The organism is Psychrobacter sp. 78a-MNA-CIBAN-0178 (assembly GCF_040309625.1).
Lineage (GTDB): Bacteria > Pseudomonadota > Gammaproteobacteria > Pseudomonadales > Moraxellaceae > Psychrobacter > Psychrobacter okhotskensis.
On sequence record NZ_JBEOOZ010000001.1, the window covers coordinates 19,549 to 41,355 of the forward strand.

The window sequence follows — 21,807 nt, forward strand, 5'->3', positions numbered from 1 at the left end:
TTAGCTTCCTAAGTTAATTATCTTTTGAGAGGGCGTGTCGGACCCTTACGAGTACGAGCGTTGTTTTTGGTGTTCTGACCTCTAACTGGTAGGTTACGACGATGGCGGATGCCACGGTAACAACCGAGATCAACTAAACGCTTGATATTCATTGACACTTCACGACGAAGATCACCTTCCGTCATGTAATTTGCAACTTGTGCACGGATAGCATCTAACTGTGTATCATCTAACTGACTGACTTTAGTAGTAGGGGCAATGCCAACTGCTTCTAAGATTTTCTGAGCAGTGGTACGGCCTACACCAAAGATGTAAGTTAATGAAATAACAGCATGCTTATTATCCGGAATGTTTACGCCGGCAATACGAGCCATTGATTTCTCTCCATTAAAGAAAAATAAGCTTTATTTATCAATAAGGCTTTAATTTTCAGATTTTTTGCTGTCAATACTAAAGCTTCTATAATTATTATCGCTGTTTTGACTTGTGAACAAGTCCGTTCATTGACGCTATTATAAAAGTTTTTGCATAAACTACGGCAAGTGGCGGATGATATCGCATCCGCCGTTGTTTTTCAAGTATTAATTTAACTAGTAGGTTGAGCGTGTTGCTTTACCCTACTCAAATATTAACCTTGACGTTGCTTGTGGCGCGGTTCTGCTGTACAAATAATATGTACACGGCCTTTACGGCGTACAACTTTACAGCTACCACAAATCTTTTTAACTGATGCTTGAACTTTCATAGCATACTCCTTTGAGATATCGTACCGCTCATTTAAGGTTGAGTGGGCGATTGAATTAACGTCTGATCATGATATTGATGGGTCATCAAATGCGCTTGAATTTGCGAGATGAAGTCCATTACCACAACCACCATAATCAGTAGCGACGTACCACCAAGTTGAAACGGTACACCAAACGATGACTGGACGACCATTGGCATTAAACAAATAACCGTAATATACATCGCGCCAATAAAGGTCAGTCGGTTTAATACATGATCGAGATAACGCTGAGTTTGTTGTCCTGGGCGAATACCTGGGATATACGCACCACTACGTTTAAGGTTTTCTGCCACTTCACGCGGACTAAATACCAAAGCCGTGTAGAAATAACAGAAGAAAATAATCATTGCACCGAACAGTACTAAATATAGCGGTTGCCCTGGGGACAATACCAATGCCATATTTTGCAATATTTTTTGTACAAAGGTAGGATCAGTTGATTGACCAACCCACTGCCCTAAACTTGCTGGAAATAACAATAGCGAACTGGCAAAAATGGCTGGGATAACCCCTGCCATGTTAAGCTTCAACGGCAAATGTGATTGCTGCTGCGCATAGATCTTACGACCTTGCTGTTGCTTCTGTGCATAGTTTACTGGTACACGACGCTGGGCACGTTCAATATAGACGATACCCGCGGTAACCGCGATACCTAGCAGTACAAAAATAAAGAGCACAATCAAGTTCATTTGACCTTGATTGACCTGTTCAATAGATTGCGAAATCATACCTGGCGTACCAGCCACAATACTGGCAAAAATCAGCATTGAAATACCATTACCTACACCACGCTCTGTAATCTGCTCACCAAGCCACATCAAGAACATAGCGCCTGCGACCAATGAAGTCACGGCTGGAATATAAAAAGTCAAACCAGAAGATAGGGTAAGATTTTGGCTGATTAAGCCAGCACACATTCCTAATGACTGTACTAGGGCTAAAGCAAGTGTCCCTTGACGGGTATACTTATTTAGCTTGCGTCGTCCTGCTTCACCTTCTTTTTTGAGGGCTTCAAGCGATGGCAACACTGCAGACATCATCTGTACGATAATAGATGCAGAGATATATGGCATGATGCCAAGTGCCATGATGGACATACGCTCTAGCGCACCACCTGAGAACATGTTAAACATGCTCAGAATGGTATTTTCGTTGCGCGAAAACAGATCAGCCAAATTAACGGGGTTAATACCCGGTACCGGAATGTGTGACCCTAAACGATAAACAATCAATGCGCCGATTAAGAATAATAAACGCGTCCATAGCTCATCATACTTACGTATAAAAGCAAATGGATTGAGCGGTATACCAGCCGATGACATTGATTGTTTTGACACGTTACTACTCCTCGATGCTACCACCAGCAGCTTCGATTGCTTGCTTAGCGCCTTTAGTCACTTTGATACCTTTAAAGGTATAAGCTTTGGTCACTTCGCCTGATAACATTACACGAGCACGCTTCATATCATGACGGATAAGGTTGGCAGCTTTAAGTGTTTCAATGCTGACAACATCGCCTTCAATTTTGTTCAATTCAGACAGACGAACTTCAGCAGTCGTCATTGCCATTCTACTGGTAAAACCAAATTTTGGTAGACGGCGATATAAAGGCATTTGACCACCTTCAAATCCTGAGCGTATGCTAGAACCTGAACGAGATTTCTGACCTTTTACACCACGACCACCAGTCTTACCAAGACCTGAACCGATACCACGACCACGACGTTGGGCAGTTTTCTTTGCGCCAACACCTGGTGATAATTCATTTAATCTAAGACCCATTACGCTTCCTCCACTTTTACCAAGTAGTTAACGCGATTGACCATACCACGAGTTGAAGGAGTATCTTCTACTACAACAGAATGATTAATACGGCGTAAACCCAATCCTTTCAAGCATGCTTTGTGGCTCTTTAGGCGATGGGCACCCGATTTCAATTGAGTGACTTTCATTTTTTTCATCGTAACTCACCTAGTCTAAGTTAACCCAAGATTTCGTCTACAGATTTACCACGTTTCGCTGCCATCTTCTCTGGAGTTGACATATCACGTAAACCGTTAAACGTAGCGCGAACCACGTTAGCAGTATTGGTAGAACCATAACATTTAGTCAAAACATCTTTGACACCAGCAACTTCTAACACAGCACGCATTGCGCCACCAGCGATTACGCCAGTACCTTCAGATGCAGGCTGCATGTAGACTTTACTAGCACCATGACGTGCTTTGATCGGATGATACAAAGTTGCATCGTTGAGCTCAACAGTAATCATATTGCGTTTAGCAGCTTCTAGTGCTTTTTGAATAGCAGCTGGCACTTCACGTGCTTTACCACGACCAAAGCCAACGCGGCCATTGCCATCGCCCACTACGGTTAACGCAGTGAAAGAGAAAATACGACCACCTTTAACTACTTTTGCAACGCGATCAACGGTAACTAAGCGTTCTACTAGACCGTCAGTCTGTTCATTTTTATCATTTTTATCATTTCTAGCCATGATTAAAACTCCAATCCGTTTTCGCGAGCCGCTTCAGCTAAAGCTTTTACTCGACCATGATATTTAAAACCACTACGGTCAAAGGCAACTTTAGTAATACCAGCTGCTTTTGCGCGTTCTGCGATTAATTGGCCTACAGACGTCGCTGCATCAGCATTACCAGTCGCGCCTGAACGCAAGCTGCTGTCTAAGGTAGATGCCTGAGCAATCACTTCACCACCGTTCGGAGAGATAATCTGGGCATAAATATGTTTCGGCGTACGGTTAACCGTTAGACGATGTGCGCCTAAATGACGGATATGTGCGCGGGTTTTCTTTGCTCGACGTAGACGAGCTGCTTTTTTATCAAACATTTCAACTCACCTTATTTTTTCTTGGCTTCTTTGCGAATCACATGCTCGTCACTATAACGAATACCTTTACCTTTATAAGGCTCTGGTGGACGGAAAGCGCGGATATTAGCCGCTGCTTGACCAAGCTGCTGTTTATTGTTTGATTTCAAAACAATTTCAGTTTGCGTTGGGGTTTCAGCCGACACACCTTCAGGTAGCGTATATTCTACTGGATGTGAGTAACCAACGTTTAGCGTTACTTTATTACCAGTAGCTTGAGCACGATAACCAACACCAATTAGTTGAAGACGTCTTTCAAAGCCTTCATTCACGCCTGTAACATAGTTGTTAAGCAAAGCGCGCATGGTGCCAGTGTGCATCATGGCTTCTTTTGAATCGACTGTAGGTGAGAAAATGATTGCATCATCTTCCTGTTTCAGCTCGACCAATTCATGCAGGCGTAAAGACAAATTGCCGTTCTTGCCTTTAACTTCGACCTGCCGATCGTTCAAAGTAACACTTACGCCGTTAGGCAGTGCTACTGGGGCTTTAGCCACACGAGACATAGGAATATTCCTTAAAAAATTAACTTACTTCTATTAGCGAAAAAACTAACAGGCTAAAAAGCGTGTTAGTTTAGCATAATTGATGGCGTTAGACACCTATCAATTTGAAATAATTTATAATTACTCAATTGATAGAAGTCTAACAAGCATCAAATAGACTTTATCGTCGTGTAGCTTACGCTACAAATGCAACGATTTCACCACCGATACCAGCAGCGCGTGCAGCACGATCGCTCATGATACCTTGACTGGTTGATACGATAGCAACACCCATACCTTGTTTAACAGTAGGGATAGCGTCTTTACCGCGATGCTGGCGTAAACCAGGACGGCTGAAACGTTGAATCGTTTCGATAACAGCTTTACCTTCGAAGTATTTTAGTTCGATAGTTAGTGTGGCTTTATTGTTGTCTTGTTCAGTGACAACAGCGTTCGCTACATAACCTTCGCTAACCAGTAAATCAGCAATTGATTTACGTAGTTTAGAGCTCGGCATTGCTACCGATACTTTGTTAGCCATTTGTGCGTTACGAATACGGGTTAGCATATCCCCAACGGTATCTTGCATACTCATATAGTTACTCCTTACCAGCTTGCTTTACGAACACCAGGCACATCGCCTTGCATGACACGCTCACGCAGCATATTGCGTGATAAGCCAAACTTGCGGAAGTAACCGTGAGGACGACCGGTGATAGCACAACGATTGCGCAGACGTACTGGTGATGAGTTACGTGGAAGAGCTTGTAGCTCTAGCATCGCTTCCATACGAGTTTCGTCACTTGCAGTCATATCACTGATAGTTTCTTTTAGCTTGATACGCTTTTCAGCATATTTAGCAACCATTTTTTCGCGCTTCAATTCGCGGTTAATCATGCTCTTCTTTGCCATAACGTCTTTACCTTATTTAAATGGGAAGCCGAATGCTTTAAGCAACGCGCGACCTTCTTCATCAGATTGAGCTGACGTGGTGATTGTTACATCCATACCGCGGATACGATCAATCTTGTCAAAGTCTACTTCTGGGAATACGATTTGTTCTTTGATACCCAATGAGTAGTTACCACGTCCGTCAAAGGCTTTAGGTGAAAAACCACGGAAATCACGAATACGAGGAATTGCAATGGCAATGAGACGATCTAAAAATTCGTACATTTGCTCACCGCGTAGCGTTACTTTACAGCCAATTGGCCATTCTTCACGAATCTTAAAGCCAGCAACTGATTTACGCGCTTTAGTGACCACAGGTTTTTGACCAGCAATAGCGGTCATGTCGGCTACTGCACCTTCAAGCAATTTCTTGTCTTGAGACGCGCCGCCTACACCCATGTTAAGTGTGATTTTAGTGATTTTAGGCACTTGCATCACGTTCGCTAAACCAAGGTCTTCTTTGATTTGCTGCTTTAGTTCATCGTTATATAAAGATTTTAATCTTGCCATTACCATTACACCCTTAGTGTCTTACGCAGTCGCCACTACTTCACCGTTCGAACGATAGACGCGTTGTTTATTGCCGTCTTCGCCGAACTGATAAGTAATACGATCAGCTTTTTGGGTTTGCGCATTTAATATTGCGACATTTGAAATATGCAGAAAAGCTTCTTGCTTAAGAATGCCACCTTCAACGCCAGTCGCCTGATTTGGCTTCTGATGTTTAGTAACAATATTAATGCCTTCTACTTTAATACGATCATTTTTTACAGCTTGTACAGTACCTTGTTTGCCTTTATCTTTACCAGCAATCACGATAACTGTATCGCCTTTACGTAATTTTGACATGGATTACCTCACAATACTTCTGGTGCTAGGGATACAATTTTCATAAACTGATCACCACGTAGTTCACGAGTTACCGGTCCAAAAATACGAGTTGCAATCGGTGCTTTGTTTTGGTTCAACAATACCGCAGCATTGTCATCAAAACGCAGAACAGAACCATCAGGACGACGAACGCCTTTTTTGGTACGTACAACTACCGCATTCATCACGTCGCCTTTTTTAACACGACCGCGAGGAATGGCTTCTTTAACCGTTACTTTAATAATGTCGCCAACTGATGCATAACGACGATGAGAGCCACCCAGTACTTTAATGCACTGAACTCGCCTTGCACCGCTATTGTCTGCAACTTCCAGCATTGACTCAACCTGAATCATAGCGTTACTCCACACGTATGAGCAATAAAAACCAGTTGCTGCCGCTAGCACAGTATGAGTAGTCGGCATTTTAATATAAATAACCGCTGCTACTCTTAATGTGAGTGATATACGCTCGGCGCAATCAGCATCCTTAAAAAGGCGGCTATTTTAACAGCTTCTGGCTTTTAATGCAATTTACTTAGATTTTTTCTACTTTTTCAACCACATCAACTAAAGTCCAAGACTTAGTTTTTGAGATTGGACGCGTTTCTTTGATGCGGACAAGGTCGCCTTGTTGGCAAACGTTATTCTCATCATGAGCTTTGATTTTTGTAGAACGACGAAGCTGCTTGCCATACAAAGGATGACGAACCAGACGTTCAATCAAAACTGTGATGGACTTGTCCATCTTGTCGCTGACAACTCTTCCTGTCAATACGCTAGCATTAGCTGTTTGATTGTTATCGCTCATGAGTCGCCTCGTTGTTTCTCGTTAATCAAAGTCTGAATCTGAGCAATCGTGCGACGATTGCCTCTGACTTCATGGGTATTACCCAACTGACCAGTTGCTTTAGCCATACGAATACGGAAAGCATCAAGTTGCTTTTCATCAAGTAACTGGGTCAGTTCTTCTAATGATTTATCACGTAATTCACTGATCTTCATTACATTATCGTCCGCTTAACAATGGTAGTTTTAAAGGGCAGTTTTGCTGCAGCAAGCGTGAAAGCTTCACGTGCAAGCTCTTCTGGTACCCCTTCAATTTCATATAGCACTTTACCAGGTTTGATTTCGCATACCCAATACTCTACAGGACCTTTACCTTTACCCATACGTACTTCTAATGGTTTATTAGTAATTGGTTTGTCTGGGAATACACGAATCCAAATCTTACCACCACGCTTAATCTTACGAGTAATGGTACGACGTGCCGCTTCAATTTGACGGGCTGTCATACGACCGCGCGTCAATGATTTTAGACCAATTTGTCCGAATGCAACGGTGCTTCCACGATGAGCTAGCCCAGTGTTACGACCTTTGTGCATTTTACGAAACTTGGTACGTTTTGGCTGTAACATAGTTTAACCTCTGTCTGAGTTTCGACGGTTTCCGTTTCCACGACCACGGCGTTTTGGCGCACGAGTCTGCTCTTCTTTGACCGGATTATAAACACTGTTCATACCGTCAAGGATTTCTCCGCGGAAGATCCAAACTTTTACACCGATGGTGCCGTAAGTTGTTTCTGCACGTACTGACGCATAGTCAATATCAGCGCGAAGTGTATGTAATGGCACACGGCCTTCACGATACCATTCACTACGAGCAATCTCAGCACCACCAAGACGGCCAGACAGCTCAACTTTAATGCCTTTAGCACCAGAACGCATGCTGTTCTGTACGGCGCGTTTCATCGCACGGCGGAACATAACACGACGCTCAAGCTGACTTCCGATACCATCTGCTACCAAACGTGCATCAAGATCAGGTGACGTGATTTCTTCAATGTTGACCTGAGCAGGTACGCCCATAATTTTGGTCAATTCTTTTTGAAGTCTTTCGATATCTTCGCCTTTTTTGCCGATAACAATACCAGGACGCGCAGTGGCGATGGTAATCTTAGCGGCGCCAGTAGGACGCTCGATCATGATGTTGCTGATCATAGCGTTGTCTAGCTTTTTGCGTAGATACTCACGAACTTGAATGTCGTTGATGAGGTATTCTGAGTATTGTTTAGGGTTAGCATACCAGTTTGCGTTATGCTTTTTGACAACACCAAGACGAATTCCGATTGGATGTACTTTTTGACCCATAACTTATTCTCCTACCTTTATAGTGATGTGACAGGTACGCTTACTGATACGATCAGCGCGACCTTTAGCACGTGGTAGGATACGTTTTAGCGTAATGCCTTCATCAACGTATATAGTTGATACTTTAAGCGTATCAATGTCTAAACCGTTGTTGTTTTCGGCATTGGCGATGGCTGAGTTAAGACATTTCTTAACAAACACAGCACCTTTTTTATTACTATACGTTAGGATATCCAAAGCACGCTCGATAGATTTGCCACGAACTTCATCAGCAACGAGTCTAACTTTTTGTGCCGATATGGCGGCACCGCGTAATTTTGCAGTTACTTCCATGGTAAGCACCTTATTTCTTAGCTTTTCTGTCAATGCCATGACCACGATACGTACGAGTCGGGGCAAATTCACCTAGTTTATGACCAACCATCTGTTCGCTCACGATAACCGGTACATGAGTACGGCCGTTGTGAACAGATAAAGTTAGGCCAACCATTTGTGGCAGAATCATCGAGCGGCGCGACCAAGTCTTAATTGGCTTGCGTGAGTTGGTGTCTAATGCATTCTCAACTTTAGCAAACAAGTGCGCGTCTATGAATGGACCTTTTTTCAATGAACGAGGCATGAAATTCTTCCTTTATTTCTTCTTGGCGCGACGGCGGATGATCATGTTGTCAGTACGCTTATTATGACGCGTTTTAAGTCCTTTAGACTTCTGACCCCAAGGGCTGGTTGGATGGCGACCTTTGTTACGACCTTCACCACCACCGTGTGGGTGATCAACCGGGTTCATAGCGACACCACGAACAGAAGGACGAATACCGCGCCAACGTGAAGCACCGGCTTTACCAAGTGATTTCAAGTTGTTTTCAGTGTTCGATACTTCACCAATAACAGCACGGCAATTCACATGAACGCGGCGAGTTTCGCCAGAACGCATACGTAGAATAGCATAAATACCGTCACGACCTAGTAATTGAACACTAGCACCCGCAGAACGAGCCATCTGTGCACCTTTACCGATTTTAAGCTCGATATTGTGAATCACAGTACCCAATGGGATGTTTTTCAACGGTAAACAGTTACCTGGACGGATAGGTGAAGTTTCACCTGACATCACGGTATCACCAACTGCTTGTTTTTTAGCAGCAATGATATAGCGACGCTCACCATCAGCATACTTAAGTAAGGCAATATGTGCAGTACGGTTAGGATCGTATTCAATACGCTCTACAGTAGCTGGGATATTGTCTTTGGTGCGTTTAAAATCGATAATACGATAATGTTGCTTATGACCACCACCGATGTGACGAGTCGTTATGCGACCATTATTGTTACGACCACCTGACTTACTTTTTGATTCGAGAAGCGCTGCATAAGGACGACCTTTATAAAGGTGTGGATGCACCACTTTTTCAACAAAACGACGGCCTGGTGATGTTGGCTTTGCTCTTACGATAGGCATGAGTGTAATCCTTATTCGTTATTCGCTGTTTCACTAGTAGAAGCAGTCGTATTCGCGACCTCTTCACCAGCATCAGCCATTTGTACATCTTGACCAGCTTTTAAGGTAACATAGGCTTTTTTGTAGTCATTACGACGGCCGATGCTTTTACCAAAACGCTTTGTCTTACCTTTAACGTTCAAAGTGTTTACTTTTAAAACTTCAACACCTTCAAACATCATCTCAACTGCTTTTTTAACTTCAAGCTTAGTAGCGTTAGAGTCAATTTTAAATACTTGCACACCAAATGAGTCGCCAAGCATTTGAGATTTCTCTGAGAATACAGGTCCTCTTAGGATCTGATAAAGTCTTGCGTTATTCATGCTAGTGCTTCCTCAAATTGTTTCGCAGCTTCAACTGACATGATCACTTTATCAAAAGCGATCAAACTCACTGGGTCCACTTCGTTTGTACCAAGTACATTGACGTGTGGAATGTTGCGAGCGGCTAAGTATAAGTTTTCGTCAACGTCTTTGGTAACGATTAGTGCACGAGGTGCGCCCAAATCATTTAACTTGGCGATAAGCTCTTTGGTCTTAGGCCCAGAAACGCTCAACTCTTCAACCAAAATCAGACGCTCTTGGCGAATCAATTCGGCTAGGATACACTGCATAGCACCGCGATACATCTTACGGTTAACTTTCTGTGACCAATCTTGTGGTTTGGCCGCAAATGCACGACCGCCCCCACGCCAGATAGGGCTACGAATAGAGCCTGCACGAGCGCGACCAGTACCTTTTTGGCGCCATGGCTTGATGCCACCGCCAGAAACTTCGGCACGGGTTTTTTGTGCACGTGTACCCTGGCGAGCACCAGCAAGATATGCGGTGACGACTTGATGCACTAATGCTTCGTTGAATTCACGACCAAAAGCCGTATCAGAAAGCTCAACCGCCGCACCTGTAACTGTTTTTAAATCCACGTTAATCCCCTTGCTTAGGCTTTGACTGACGGACGTACGATGACATCGCCACCGGTGGCACCAGGGATAGCACCCTTGATGACAATTAACCCATTTTCAACATCAACCGATATCACTTCTAGGCCTTGAACGGTAACGCGTTTGTTACCCATCTGACCTGGCATTTTTTTGCCTTTGAAGACTTTACCTGGTGACTGGTTTTGACCAGTTGAACCGATAGCACGATGTGATACTGAGTTACCGTGAGTGGCATCTTGCATGCTAAAGTTGTGACGCTTTACGCCGCCTTGAAAGCCTTTACCTTTACTCTGTCCTGTGACATCAACCATCTGACCTTGTTCGAACAAGTCAGCTAGGATCTCACCGCCAATCTCACGACCTTCAAGATCGCTGTCATTGGCACGAAATTCCCAAACACCACGACCAGCTGCAACACCAGCTTTAGCGAAGTGACCTTTTTGTGCAGCGGTTACGCGGCTGTCACGACGGGTACCTGTGGTGATTTGGATGGCTTGATAGCCATCTACATCAGTATTTTTTACTTGAGTAATGCGGTTTGCATTGACCTCAACCACTGTTACAGGGATAGATGCGCCTGTTTCAGTGAAGACACGGGTCATGCCGCATTTTTTACCGACTAAACCGATCGCCATTTTAGACCTCTTTATATCTTATATTAATGGGTTGGGTGTGTAGTGTGCATTAACCCAAAGCAATTTGAACGTCAACACCCGCCGCTAAATCTAACTTCATTAGCGCATCCACAGTTTTGTCAGTAGGTTGAACGATATCAACCATACGCTTATGAGTACGGATTTCGTACTGATCACGAGCGTCTTTGTTAACGTGTGGTGAGGTTAGAACGTTGAAGCGCTCAATGCGAGTCGGCAACGGTACAGGACCACAAACTTGCGCACCGGTGCGCTTTGCAGTATCAACAATCTCTTGTGCAGATTGATCAATCAGACGATGATCAAAAGACTTAAGACGGATACGGATTCTCTGGTTAGCCATGCCAGCAAGCTCCTAATATGTGCTTTCGTCATTCTTGCTTTGCAAAGATATGACCAAAAGCCGTTTGGTTAAATATTCACTTAAAGCGGCCTTCTGTTCTTAACCAGAATGAGTTCTTTATCCGAACTTATAGCATGCCAAAAGTAAAATAGTTTAAAGCCCCGCCGACCCTTCCATAATAGGATGTCAGCAAAGGCATAATGAAATAGTGCTAGAAACGATGCTCTAGCTGTCATAGCGCCAGCTTTATTATTGGCTGCGCATATATAATTCAGTGGTGTATATTATACATAGTATTTCGTTCATTGCAAGAGCAATATCCACGGCATTTAAAGATATTACGCTTTATAAACAACACCATTCATACTCAATAATAGGTGTTAAATCCCCTACTGATGTACAAATTATCAGTCTAAAACAATATCGTACTGCTCTTGTGTATAGAGGTTTTCTACATCAAAAGTAATAACTCTACCTAACAGATACTCTAAATCCGCCACCGTGTCCGACTCTGAAGTGAGTAGTAAATCAATGACTGCGGCATGAGCAACTACTGTAAACTTCTTCGGTGAATTATAGGTGCGCGCGCAGCGCATGATTTCGCGGAATATCTCAAAGCAAACGGTCTCAGCAGTTTTGACAAAGCCACGCCCTTGACAGGTTGAACACGGCTCACACAGTTGCTGCCCTAATGATTCACGGGTACGCTTACGGGTCATCTCTACCAAGCCAAGCTCACTAACCTGAGTAATCTTAGTCTTGGCATAGTCTTGTGCCAGTTGTGACTGTAAACTCTCCAGCACGTCATCTTTATGCTGCTGCTCCAGCATATCAATAAAGTCTAAGATAATAATGCCGCCCAGATTGCGCAAACGCAGCTGCCGAGCGATGGCATGCGTGGCTTCTAAGTTGGTCTTATACACGGTATCTTCTAATGAACGTCCCCCAACAAAAGAGCCCGTATTAACATCAATCGTGGTCATCGCTTCGGTCTGATCAATAATCAGATAACCACCTGACTTTAAATCAACGCGACGTTTTAAGGCATCTCGTAAATCGTCTTCAACACGATGGACGTCAAATAAGGATTGCTCAGCGGTATAATGCACGATCCTATCGTAAACGAAAGGCACGAACTCTTTGGCGAAATGCCTGACCTGCTCATAGATTTGTGCATTATCGATAATGACCTTTTCAGTATCGGTATGTACCAAGTCACGAATCGAGCGTAGTGGCAGAGCCAGCTCTTGGTAAATAAGCTCTGAGCTTTGATGATGGTTGATCTCTTGACGCCGCGCGCAGATAGTCCGCCAAAGCTGTAATAAATAATAAATGTCTTCTTCCAGCTTATCGACAGGCACGCGCTCGGCAGCCGTACGGGCAATCAGCCCACCTTTTAGGTTGACGGTTTGCATCAAACTATTCAGCTCAGTCTTGAGACGGTTGCGCTCTTCTTCGCCATCGATACGCTGCGAGATACCGATATGATCGCTCGATGGCAGATACACAAGATAGCGTGATGGCAGAGAAACATTGGTGGTTAAGCGTGCGCCCTTACTACCCAGCTGGTCTTTGGTCACTTGTACCAAGATACGTTGGCTTTCGTGCAAGCGGTGTTGGATAAGGGTTTTAGAGACAGGAGAGACATCAGCACTTTGCACACTGACCACTGGTGGGCTGACTTCTAGGCCATCAATGCCATTTTCTACCACAGTGTTGTCTGTACCGGTATCAGGGTTCTTATTGCGCTCTTCATCTGTCTTATTCTTATTTTCGGCGACTGGACGCGGTTCACGCTGCATATCATTGACGTGTAAAAACGCTGTCCGTGACTGACCGATATCGACAAAGGCCGCTTGCATACCCGGCAGGACACGCACGACGGTACCCAAATAGATATTGCCGACCAGACCCAATTTATGATGGCGCTCAATATAGATTTCGCCTAGGACACCGTTGTCTAACACGGCGACACGTGACTCCATTGGACTAATATTAATCAGCAGCTCTTCGGACATAATTTTTTCTCTTATCTTTCAGCTTTCTTATTGGGCGTTCATCGCCTACTGGCTTCATAGTGTAACAAATGCGACTTGCTCTTGCCCATTACCCTAGCGTGTCGTTATGTGCAGACAAGCAGTTAAGGGCTTGTAGCGTATTAATAAAATTGTCCCTGCCCTTCTGACTATCTAATGAATGCCACTCTCGGTGATATTTTTAATCAATGCCAGCGTTTGCGGCAGTGGCAAGCCCACGACATTGGTATAGCTGCCGTTAATACGGCTCACCCAAGCCGCGCCCAACCCTTGAATACCATAGCCACCTGCTTTATCAGCAGGTTCGCCACTTTCCCAATAACGGCTCATCATCTCCATCGTCAGCGGGATAAAGGTGACTGCTGTGCGCTCGGTGATTTGCTGTTGTTTGATGATTTGGAATACTGTCTCATGGTCTGCTGTATTGGCACCCTTGGAAGCTAAAGGCACACGAGATACGTGAGTAGCTTGTACCGCTGTCCATACTTCATGGGTATTATCTGACATTTGCTGCCACATGCGATAGGCGTGCTCACGGTCAGTTGGTTTTACCAGTACCGTCTGACCATCTGGCAGTACACCAATGGTGTCTGAGGTCAAAATGATAAGCTGCTCAGCGAGATTGGCCTTGCTCGTTTTAAGTGTGTCGTTTAGCTGTTGTACTGCGGCGGCAGCTTTGGTAGCGACCATGCGCTCGATATACTCTGTAGGCGACTCATTACTTTGTGGCGTTTCATCGATATCGACGCTCATAATCGTAAAATCTAGCTGCGCTTTGGCTAGCAGCTCACGACGACGCGGCGAACCAGATGCTAAAATAATATCCATCGCTATTCTCTTATTTTATGATTGCTATAGTCGATACTAAATAAAATAGATACACAACCTTATGATGCGTGACTGGTACAAATTTTTCTTGCTTGCTGTATCTACGCAGACAGAGGCGGCAAAAAATCTATATCAGTCATGCTGTATCTTTTTTATATTCAACTGACTGTATCATCTTGCTGATAAAGACATAACGGAAAGGCACTCCACACTAATTATCGAATGGAGGCTTAATTGGTTAACGCACAAATTTGCGTAACGCTAATAGCACTAGCGGCCAGCTGACTATGCTCATCAATAAAGACAAGGCGGACTGCGCCACAAAGATATCTTGAATAAACATCTGTAGCATCCACAAGCTCAGCTGAAACAGTAGCAAGCTTAATGAGGCGATAAGCCATGCATTGACAGTATTTAATTGTCTGACATAGATACTACTGATTTTGATGACCAGTGCCACCATGACCGCCGCAAAGGCTTGCTGACCTAAATGGGTGTCCATCAAGAGATCTGCGACTAAACCAATAGTAAACGCGGTAAAGATACCAACGTAACGCGGTTGAAACAGCAACCAAAAAATCAGCACCATGATCATTACCATGGGACGCAAGGTAGCCATACTAGGACTTAATGGATAGACATTGAGCGATGAGGCAACGATGAAGCTTGCAACAATGGCAAAGAGCAAGAGCCCAATTGGGTGCTTAGAGTCAGAATACGCCATGGATACTTACCTTTAGGAATGTTTGGCGGCGGCTATTTAGCAGAGAATAGGGCTAAAAAGGTATGGGTATACATGATGCTATTGGTACAGCAAGGCCAAGTGGCTAAGTGCATAAATGGCTCACTAGGTATGATGTGAGTGTCAGCTGCCATTGCCATTAGTACCGAGGTTGTTTTTGCCTATTAGTTTGTCTTGTAGCACTAATACGTACGCATTATCGATAAAGTTGGCTGCTGGCGTGACTTCAATACTTCTAAAATTATCAGCTTGGGTATCTTTGATATGAGCGATACGACCAACTCGATAGCCTGCTGGAATACGCCCGCCTAGACCTGAAGAAACCAGCTCGTCACCCACGCGCACGTCTGAGGTTTTGAATACATAATTAAGACTTAACGAGGTGGGTATGCCTTGACCGGTCACAATCGCCCGCTGACCCGTACGCTTGACCGTGACCGCTACCGATTGCTGCTCATCAGTAATGAGCAGTAAGCGACTGGTATTGGGATAGACATTGATAATCTGTCCCAATATACCGTCTTCGTCGATGACTGTCTGTCCGACTTGCACGCCATCTTGCGCACCTTTATTAAGCACGACGATTTGGCGGAGTAAGTTGGTGTCGGTACCGATAACCTGTGCCAAATTTAGCTCAAACTGTTCAGGCTTGGTGGTCGACAAGATACCCTGTAAGCGCGCATTTTGTGCCAAGATATAGTCTTGCTGCTGAAGCTTGGCTTGCGCGTGGATCAATTGTGACTTTAACTGCATGTTTTCGCGGCGTAGCGCTTCTTTTGATTGTAAGCTGCCACTTGCCCAATGTTTGGCATAGCTGGGCAATAAGGACAACTCATAGATAGGCTGCATAGCGGCGTGGCTGGTGTTGCGCACTGGATTGAACCATTCTGGATTTTTGCTATCGAACCACATCAGTATTAACGCTACTATCAATACAATAGCAGCCTTACGAAGTGCAAGTGGCTGGCGTGCAAAAATACTTGGCGTCATAAGTCATCTAATTAAGGGTTTCTAATGTGAGCAGTAGCCAGCGCTAGTGATAACAATCACATTGTTATCAGCATTTACGGACAATGCTTGTAGCTGGCATTCATTAATGCGATTAAAGGCAGCACAACTGGCTACCTTTAATTTATCGTTTTTTACTTTTATCGTTGCAGCGACTGTTCACTGCTAGTTTTAATGGTCATTGGAACATCAATATAGTCAGTGAAAAGTAATATCGACACAATCAACAACGAACATCAACAATAAAAACTGTTTAAACAAAAATCATGTTTAAGCTTTTATTATTGATAAAGTCGAGAGCGATACCACCACCACGACTGACACAAGTCAATGGGTCTTCAGCGACCGTCACTGGCAAACCAGTTTCTCTTGAAATAAGTTTGTCTAAATCACGCAATAGCGCACCGCCACCAGTCAAAACAATACCACGCTCAGCAATATCTGATGATAGCTCAGGTGGTGTTTGCTCAAGTGCTGCTTTTACCGCGCTAACGATACCGCTTAGTGGATCGCTCAGGGCTTTTTGCACTTCTTCTGAATTGACAGTAAAGGTTTTGGGTACGCCTTCTGCCATGCTACGTCCGCGTACTTCAACTTCTAGCTGGCTGTCTTCGTTCAGCGCTGAGCCTACTTCTTGCTTGATACGTTCAGCCGTCGTTTCACCAATCACACAACCATGCGTACGGCGTACGTGAGTGATAATGGCTTCATCAAATATGTCGCCACCGATACGAATCGACTCAGCATAAACGCAGCCTGATAGCGCAATAACGGCGATCTCAGTCGTACCACCACCGATATCAACCACCATTGAGCCACTCGCTTCGTGCACTGGCATGCCGGCACCAATCGCAGCTGCCATCGGCTCTTCTAGCAAGAGCACTTTGCTCGCGCCCGCTGATGATACCGCTTCACGGATGGCTTTGCGCTCAACGAGGGTTGATTTGCAAGGCACACAAACCACGACGTTAGGCTGTGCCATAAAACGCTTCGCCTTTACCTTGCCGATAAAGTGCTTAAGCATTTTTTGGGTCACTTCAAAGTCAGCAATCACGCCGTCTTTTAGCGGGCGAATCGCCGTGATATTGGCAGGGGTACGACCCAGCATCTGCTTGGCATCGAGGCCAACTGCAGCGACGGTAGGGTTATGGGTACGATTGCTTCGTAGCGCGACCACCGTAGGCTCATCGAGCACCACGCCTTTACCAGGAATGAAAATAAGAGTGTTCGCAGTACCAAGGTCGATTGCGATATTATTTGATAAAAATCCAAACAGGTTCATGACTAATATATCCAGCGCTTTACAAATAAGGCGAATGAGATTGACTGAGGGGTTACTCGTCAGTGTTGAGCAGGTCGTCGTTAGACATTACTTACGGCGAAAGTGAGGTATCGCGACAAGTCAAACCTAAGCAATAATGATGCAATGACAAAACTGAGCTAAATTATACCGATTTAGCTCAAAAAAAACACAGATATTTGCATCAGTAAGTCAGGATTTTAGTCTTAAACGCTAAAAGTTGTTACAAAGTTTGAAATAGCGGCACATAGCTGTGCATTTAATGAAACACCATTTAATTCAATAACAAGGCTCGACAGGCATATAGTAATTTTGCTCAGCAGCGAGTGCCTACTGTAACGTATTTCTGACTGTAACGGGTGAGCGATTGCCAATGATTGCATAACTATACGGTCAATTTTACCATGATTGTCTGGGCTATCATCATGCTGTCTGTACAAATGCCCGCGACTTGGTTGAGATTGTGCAGCAATCAAGCGTCAAGCTCTGTAAACTTGGGTCAGATGCTTTATAATAAGCTCATAATCACACTCTTGTTTTAGTAACCAATTTCAGTAACCAATGTTAGTAGCTAGTTATAACCGTTACTTTTCATAGCTATTTTATTTTAATAATTGGTATTACTAGCGGCTTTATTAATCGCTCGTTTTAACCGCTACTTTTGAACCTATTTACTCTATAGTCAAGGAATTTTAGAATCGCTACAAGGCGACCGACCGCAGATAGTACATTGAGTACATCTAGGGCGGGTAACACCCTAGCGGTTTAAAAGTGCTCTGACTATAACAAAAACTGTCCTGCACTGGAGAAACTATGTCACAGCAACCAGCAACGTCTGACAGCAACGTCAGCCGTGAAGAAATCCTAGAAGTTGCCAGCCTTGCGCGCTTAGGTGTCGATGAGACGACAGCCAATAGCTATGCCGATGAAATCAGTAAAGTCTTAAAGCTGATGCATACTCTTAGCAACGTTGATACGACTGATGTCAAACCACTATCAAATATTCATGAAGTTTGCCAAGACTTACGTGCCGATATCGCCAAACACGATATCAACCGCGCGCGCAACCAATCGGTCGCCCCCGCTGTTGAAGACGGCTTGTATCTGGTACCACAAGTGATTGAATAATTTATTCTATTTACTTCTGCCTTTATTTTATTCTATTTAATGCTATTAACATTTTGACGGACGACACCTTATGTCTGAACTTCATCTATTGAGTACCCAGCAGCTTATTACGGGCTTGCAAGACAAACAATTTAGCAGCGCGGAATTAACCGAACACTATATCAAGCGCATCAACGCCTTAGATAGCAAGATCAACAGCTTTATCACTAATACTTCTGAAACTGCCCGCGCACAGGCGCAAGCAGCTGACGAGATGCGTGCTCAAGGCGACAAGCGTCCTCTGCTTGGTGTACCGATGGCGCACAAAGATATCTTTTGTACCCAAGGGGTGCTGACCACTTGTGGTTCAAAGATGCTACATAACTTTGTCTCACCTTATGACGCCACTATCGTGTCAAACATCGATAAAGCGGGGATGATTAGCTTGGGCAAGCTCAATATGGATGAGTTTGCGATGGGCTCGGATAATGAGAGCTCATATTATGGCGCGGTGCACAACCCTTGGAACCTTAACCATGTCCCTGGTGGCTCATCGGGTGGTAGTGCTGCCGCTGTTGCCGCTGGCTTCGTCCCTGTCGCAACCGGTAGTGATACGGGTGGCTCTATTCGTCAGCCTGCTTCATTCTGCGGCTTAACGGGTATCAAACCTACTTATGGCCGAGTGTCACGCTTCGGTATGATTGCCTATGCTTCAAGCCTTGACCAAGCTGGTAGCATGGGTCGTAGCGCTAAAGATTGTGCCTATCTATTACAACCAATGATTGGTCACGATCCACGCGATGCAACTTCTATCAAGCATGATATGCCGAACTACGTGCAAGACCTTAATGACGCAGAAGCTGCTGCTGGTGATAAGCCATTTGCTGGTCTACGCATTGGTGTCGCTAAAGAATACTTTAGCAAAGGGCTTGACGCTGAAGTAGAAACCACCGTACGTGCTGCGCTAAAGAAATATGAAGAGTTGGGCGCAACGATTGTGGAAGTGAATATCACTGACCCTGATATCACGCTGGCGACTTATTATATGCTCGCCCCTGCTGAAGCCTCTTCAAACCTGTCACGCTTCGATGGTGTACGTTTTGGCTATCGCTGTGAAAACCCAACCGATCTCATCGATCTGTATACGCGCTCACGCTCTGAAGGCTTTGGCCCTGAAGTACAGCGCCGTATCTTGACCGGTACTTACGCGCTATCTGCTGGTTATTTTGATGCTTATTATACTAAAGCACAAAAAATACGTCGCTTAATCGTCAAAGACTTCGAAGACGCCTTTGCCAACTGTGATGTCATCGCCAGCCCAACGGCACCAACCGCTGCTTATAAGCTCGCTGAAGATCTTGACCCTGCAACGATGTATTTGGGCGATGTCTATACCATCGGTGTTAACTTAGCCGGTCTACCAGCGCTCAGTCAGCCTGTTGGTCTGACGTCTGAAGGCTTGCCTGTTGGCTTACAATTAATAGGTCAATATTGGCAAGAAAGCAAGCTGTTGGCCACTGCGCATCTATTCCAGCAGCACACCGACCATCATTTGCAACACTCTACCATCGCGAAGGAGACGGTATAATGAACACAGCAACTACTACTGATAATAATGCCGCCCGCGAACATGAGGTTCGTAAAGAGCTGTTCGTCGATGGTTATGAAGTGGTCATCGGTATTGAAATCCACTGCCAGCTCAATACGGAAAGTAAGATATTTTCTAGCGCACCGACTGACTTTGGTCATGAGCCAAACAGCCAAGCCAGTATCGTAGATTTAGGCTTGCCCGGTGTCCTACCAGTTCTAAATGCTGGCGTGGTCGATCGTGCGCTAAAATTCGGTATCGGCGTCAACGCTGAGCTGGGTTTATTTAATACCTTTGACCGCAAAAACTACTTTTATCCTGACTTACCGAAAGGCTATCAAATCACCCAAATGGCCAATCCTATCGTTGGCGAAGGCTATATCGATGTCGTGGTCAATGAAGGTGAAAAGAACGAATATCCAAAACGTATGGGCATCACCCGTGCGCATTTAGAAGAAGACGCTGGTAAGTCAGTACACGATGCCGTCGATGGCATGACGGGCGTGGATTTGAACCGTGCTGGTACACCATTAATCGAAATCGTCTCTGAGCCTGATATGCGCTCGGCTCATGAAGCACTGGCCTATATTAAAGCCATTCACCAGCTGGTCACGTGGCTTGGTATCTCAGACGCGGTCATGGCAGAAGGTTCATTCCGCTGTGACTGTAACGTCTCTATTCGTAAGCCGGGTGCAGAATTGGGCACGCGTACTGAGCTCAAAAACTTAAACTCGTTCCGCTTTATCGAACGCGCCATCAATCGTGAAATCGAGCGTCAAATCGACATCATTGAGGACGGTGGTAAAGTTGTGCAAGCAACGATGCTCTATGACCCAGAGCGCGACGAAACCCGTACCATGCGTACCAAAGAAGATGCCAACGACTATCGCTACTTCCCTGATCCTGACCTGCTACCAGTGCGTATCGAGCAACATACTGTCGATAGCATTCGTGCGGCAATGCCGGAGCTACCAGTTGCCCGTCGTGCACGCTTTGAGGAAGCGCTTGGTCTATCAGAATATGATGCCCGTATTTTGACGGGTAGTCGTCAGCTTGCCGATTACTTCGAAGATGTCGTCGCTGAGATTGGTGAGAAAGATGCCAAAATGGCTGGTAACTGGGTCATGGGCGACCTACTCGGTGCGCTAAATAAAGACGACGACAAAGACATCATCGACTCTCCTATCAGCGCCAAGCAATTGGCAGGTATGCTAGCGCGTATCAAAGACGATACACTATCTGGCAAATTGGCTAAGAAAGTCTTTAGCGCGCTCTATGAGCGTGAAGCCGGCGATACTGATGATGCAGCTGACAAAATCATCGAAGAAAAAGGGCTTAAGCAAGAAACCGATACAGGCGCTATTAAAGCCATCGTTGAAGAGGTCATTGCGAAAAATAAAGCCATGGTGGATGAGTATCGTGGCGGTAAAGAAAAGGCCTTTAACGGTCTGGTCGGACAAGTCATGAAAGCCAGTCGCGGTAGTGCCAACCCACAGCAAGTAAACCAAATCTTAAAAGAGCTACTGGGTTAAGGGTAATTGCTAATTGGTTTTGCCGATAGGTTATGCTGACTGTAATACGTAAATTGGGGTCATAGATTTTGGCTAAAATAAATAGCCCTTGCAATATGCCT

The 21,807-nt window shown here is 44.8% G+C and carries 32 protein-coding genes; 3 read left to right on the forward strand and 29 right to left on the reverse strand.

The genetic code is table 11. From position 1 onward, the window contains the following. Positions 1 to 17: 17 nt before the first annotated feature. From rpsM to AAEY80_RS00250, 29 genes are all read right to left on the reverse strand, one after another. Positions 18 to 374 (reverse strand): 30S ribosomal protein S13, encoded by a 357-nt coding sequence (gene rpsM, locus AAEY80_RS00110; RefSeq protein WP_021813384.1) that lies wholly within the window; start codon positions 372 to 374, stop codon positions 18 to 20. Between the two features lie 254 nt (positions 375 to 628). Beyond that, positions 629 to 745 (reverse strand): 50S ribosomal protein L36, encoded by a 117-nt coding sequence (rpmJ, locus tag AAEY80_RS00115; protein WP_010196721.1) that lies wholly within the window; start codon positions 743 to 745, stop codon positions 629 to 631. A gap of 32 nt (positions 746 to 777) precedes the next feature. Beyond that, positions 778 to 2,109 (reverse strand): preprotein translocase subunit SecY, encoded by a 1,332-nt coding sequence (gene secY / locus AAEY80_RS00120; protein ID WP_198015437.1) that lies wholly within the window; start codon positions 2,107 to 2,109, stop codon positions 778 to 780. 19 nt (positions 2,110 to 2,128) lie between these two features. Beyond that, complete coding sequence (rplO, locus tag AAEY80_RS00125) at positions 2,129 to 2,569, reverse strand: 50S ribosomal protein L15 (RefSeq protein WP_010196716.1); 441 nt, start codon at positions 2,567 to 2,569, stop codon at positions 2,129 to 2,131. Next, complete coding sequence (rpmD, locus tag AAEY80_RS00130; RefSeq protein ID WP_025652192.1) at positions 2,569 to 2,748, reverse strand: 50S ribosomal protein L30; 180 nt, start codon at positions 2,746 to 2,748, stop codon at positions 2,569 to 2,571. Before rpmD ends, rplO begins: the two co-directional genes overlap by 1 nt. A gap of 20 nt (positions 2,749 to 2,768) precedes the next feature. Then, positions 2,769 to 3,284: a 30S ribosomal protein S5 gene (rpsE, locus tag AAEY80_RS00135; RefSeq protein WP_010196711.1), complete on the reverse strand. Its 516-nt coding sequence runs from the start codon at positions 3,282 to 3,284 to the stop codon at positions 2,769 to 2,771. A gap of 2 nt (positions 3,285 to 3,286) precedes the next feature. Further along, on the reverse strand, positions 3,287 to 3,637 hold the full coding sequence (gene rplR, locus AAEY80_RS00140) for a 50S ribosomal protein L18 (protein WP_025652191.1): 351 nt from the start codon (positions 3,635 to 3,637) through the stop codon (positions 3,287 to 3,289). 11 nt (positions 3,638 to 3,648) lie between these two features. Continuing rightward, positions 3,649 to 4,182, reverse strand: coding sequence for a 50S ribosomal protein L6 (gene rplF / locus AAEY80_RS00145; RefSeq protein ID WP_025652190.1), 534 nt, complete (start codon positions 4,180 to 4,182; stop codon positions 3,649 to 3,651). Positions 4,183 to 4,357: 175 nt separating this feature from the next. Beyond that, entirely contained in the window at positions 4,358 to 4,756 is a 399-nt protein-coding gene (gene rpsH, locus AAEY80_RS00150) for a 30S ribosomal protein S8 (RefSeq protein WP_010196706.1), read from the reverse strand. An 11-nt stretch (positions 4,757 to 4,767) separates the two neighbouring features. Next, positions 4,768 to 5,073, reverse strand: coding sequence for a 30S ribosomal protein S14 (gene rpsN, locus AAEY80_RS00155; protein WP_010196705.1), 306 nt, complete (start codon positions 5,071 to 5,073; stop codon positions 4,768 to 4,770). Positions 5,074 to 5,085: 12 nt separating this feature from the next. Continuing rightward, a complete protein-coding gene (gene rplE, locus AAEY80_RS00160; protein ID WP_025652189.1) occupies positions 5,086 to 5,622 on the reverse strand; it encodes a 50S ribosomal protein L5 in 537 nt (178 codons plus the stop codon). A gap of 21 nt (positions 5,623 to 5,643) precedes the next feature. Continuing rightward, entirely contained in the window at positions 5,644 to 5,961 is a 318-nt protein-coding gene (gene rplX, locus AAEY80_RS00165; protein WP_010196703.1) for a 50S ribosomal protein L24, read from the reverse strand. 8 nt (positions 5,962 to 5,969) lie between these two features. Further along, a complete protein-coding gene (rplN, locus tag AAEY80_RS00170; RefSeq protein ID WP_010196702.1) occupies positions 5,970 to 6,338 on the reverse strand; it encodes a 50S ribosomal protein L14 in 369 nt (122 codons plus the stop codon). Between the two features lie 181 nt (positions 6,339 to 6,519). Next, positions 6,520 to 6,792 (reverse strand): 30S ribosomal protein S17, encoded by a 273-nt coding sequence (rpsQ, locus tag AAEY80_RS00175; protein WP_010196699.1) that lies wholly within the window; start codon positions 6,790 to 6,792, stop codon positions 6,520 to 6,522. After that, entirely contained in the window at positions 6,789 to 6,986 is a 198-nt protein-coding gene (gene rpmC / locus AAEY80_RS00180) for a 50S ribosomal protein L29 (RefSeq protein ID WP_010196696.1), read from the reverse strand. The genes rpsQ and rpmC overlap by 4 nt, the downstream gene beginning before the upstream one ends. Then, positions 6,986 to 7,399, reverse strand: coding sequence for a 50S ribosomal protein L16 (gene rplP, locus AAEY80_RS00185; protein ID WP_010196693.1), 414 nt, complete (start codon positions 7,397 to 7,399; stop codon positions 6,986 to 6,988). The genes rpmC and rplP overlap by 1 nt, the downstream gene beginning before the upstream one ends. A gap of 3 nt (positions 7,400 to 7,402) precedes the next feature. Continuing rightward, the gene (gene rpsC / locus AAEY80_RS00190; RefSeq protein ID WP_010196691.1) at positions 7,403 to 8,131 is read right to left on the reverse strand and encodes a 30S ribosomal protein S3; all 729 of its coding nucleotides are present in this window, start codon (positions 8,129 to 8,131) and stop codon (positions 7,403 to 7,405) included. A 3-nt stretch (positions 8,132 to 8,134) separates the two neighbouring features. Then, a complete protein-coding gene (rplV, locus tag AAEY80_RS00195; RefSeq protein WP_010196689.1) occupies positions 8,135 to 8,464 on the reverse strand; it encodes a 50S ribosomal protein L22 in 330 nt (109 codons plus the stop codon). Between the two features lie 10 nt (positions 8,465 to 8,474). Further along, complete coding sequence (rpsS, locus tag AAEY80_RS00200; protein ID WP_021813372.1) at positions 8,475 to 8,750, reverse strand: 30S ribosomal protein S19; 276 nt, start codon at positions 8,748 to 8,750, stop codon at positions 8,475 to 8,477. A 12-nt stretch (positions 8,751 to 8,762) separates the two neighbouring features. Further along, a complete protein-coding gene (rplB, locus tag AAEY80_RS00205; protein WP_025652187.1) occupies positions 8,763 to 9,590 on the reverse strand; it encodes a 50S ribosomal protein L2 in 828 nt (275 codons plus the stop codon). 11 nt (positions 9,591 to 9,601) lie between these two features. Continuing rightward, positions 9,602 to 9,952 (reverse strand): 50S ribosomal protein L23, encoded by a 351-nt coding sequence (gene rplW, locus AAEY80_RS00210; RefSeq protein ID WP_025652186.1) that lies wholly within the window; start codon positions 9,950 to 9,952, stop codon positions 9,602 to 9,604. Then, positions 9,949 to 10,551: a 50S ribosomal protein L4 gene (gene rplD, locus AAEY80_RS00215; RefSeq protein WP_025652185.1), complete on the reverse strand. Its 603-nt coding sequence runs from the start codon at positions 10,549 to 10,551 to the stop codon at positions 9,949 to 9,951. Before rplD ends, rplW begins: the two co-directional genes overlap by 4 nt. Positions 10,552 to 10,565: 14 nt before the next feature. Next, complete coding sequence (gene rplC, locus AAEY80_RS00220; RefSeq protein ID WP_025652184.1) at positions 10,566 to 11,204, reverse strand: 50S ribosomal protein L3; 639 nt, start codon at positions 11,202 to 11,204, stop codon at positions 10,566 to 10,568. A 49-nt stretch (positions 11,205 to 11,253) separates the two neighbouring features. Next, entirely contained in the window at positions 11,254 to 11,565 is a 312-nt protein-coding gene (gene rpsJ, locus AAEY80_RS00225) for a 30S ribosomal protein S10 (protein WP_010196670.1), read from the reverse strand. A gap of 407 nt (positions 11,566 to 11,972) precedes the next feature. Then, on the reverse strand, positions 11,973 to 13,583 hold the full coding sequence (locus tag AAEY80_RS00230) for an Rne/Rng family ribonuclease (RefSeq protein ID WP_101212092.1): 1,611 nt from the start codon (positions 13,581 to 13,583) through the stop codon (positions 11,973 to 11,975). Between the two features lie 171 nt (positions 13,584 to 13,754). Beyond that, positions 13,755 to 14,429 carry a Maf family protein gene (locus AAEY80_RS00235; RefSeq protein ID WP_025652182.1) on the reverse strand — a complete coding sequence of 225 codons (675 nt, stop codon included), beginning with the start codon at positions 14,427 to 14,429 and terminating at the stop codon, positions 13,755 to 13,757. Positions 14,430 to 14,667: 238 nt separating this feature from the next. Next, positions 14,668 to 15,153 (reverse strand): rod shape-determining protein MreD, encoded by a 486-nt coding sequence (gene mreD, locus AAEY80_RS00240; RefSeq protein ID WP_101212093.1) that lies wholly within the window; start codon positions 15,151 to 15,153, stop codon positions 14,668 to 14,670. Between the two features lie 141 nt (positions 15,154 to 15,294). Further along, the gene (gene mreC, locus AAEY80_RS00245; protein WP_025652180.1) at positions 15,295 to 16,161 is read right to left on the reverse strand and encodes a rod shape-determining protein MreC; all 867 of its coding nucleotides are present in this window, start codon (positions 16,159 to 16,161) and stop codon (positions 15,295 to 15,297) included. Positions 16,162 to 16,432: 271 nt separating this feature from the next. Continuing rightward, positions 16,433 to 17,470 carry a rod shape-determining protein gene (locus AAEY80_RS00250; protein WP_025652179.1) on the reverse strand — a complete coding sequence of 346 codons (1,038 nt, stop codon included), beginning with the start codon at positions 17,468 to 17,470 and terminating at the stop codon, positions 16,433 to 16,435. Between the two features lie 822 nt (positions 17,471 to 18,292). Here AAEY80_RS00250 and gatC point away from each other — a divergent pair. The 3 genes from gatC (at position 18,293) to gatB (ending at position 21,706) form a co-directional block, all read left to right on the forward strand. After that, a complete protein-coding gene (gatC, locus tag AAEY80_RS00255) occupies positions 18,293 to 18,607 on the forward strand; it encodes an Asp-tRNA(Asn)/Glu-tRNA(Gln) amidotransferase subunit GatC (protein WP_025652178.1) in 315 nt (104 codons plus the stop codon). Positions 18,608 to 18,677: 70 nt separating this feature from the next. Next, positions 18,678 to 20,174: an Asp-tRNA(Asn)/Glu-tRNA(Gln) amidotransferase subunit GatA gene (gatA, locus tag AAEY80_RS00260; RefSeq protein ID WP_025652177.1), complete on the forward strand. Its 1,497-nt coding sequence runs from the start codon at positions 18,678 to 18,680 to the stop codon at positions 20,172 to 20,174. Then, positions 20,174 to 21,706 carry an Asp-tRNA(Asn)/Glu-tRNA(Gln) amidotransferase subunit GatB gene (gene gatB, locus AAEY80_RS00265; protein ID WP_201578295.1) on the forward strand — a complete coding sequence of 511 codons (1,533 nt, stop codon included), beginning with the start codon at positions 20,174 to 20,176 and terminating at the stop codon, positions 21,704 to 21,706. Before gatA ends, gatB begins: the two co-directional genes overlap by 1 nt. Positions 21,707 to 21,807: the final 101 nt, after the last annotated feature.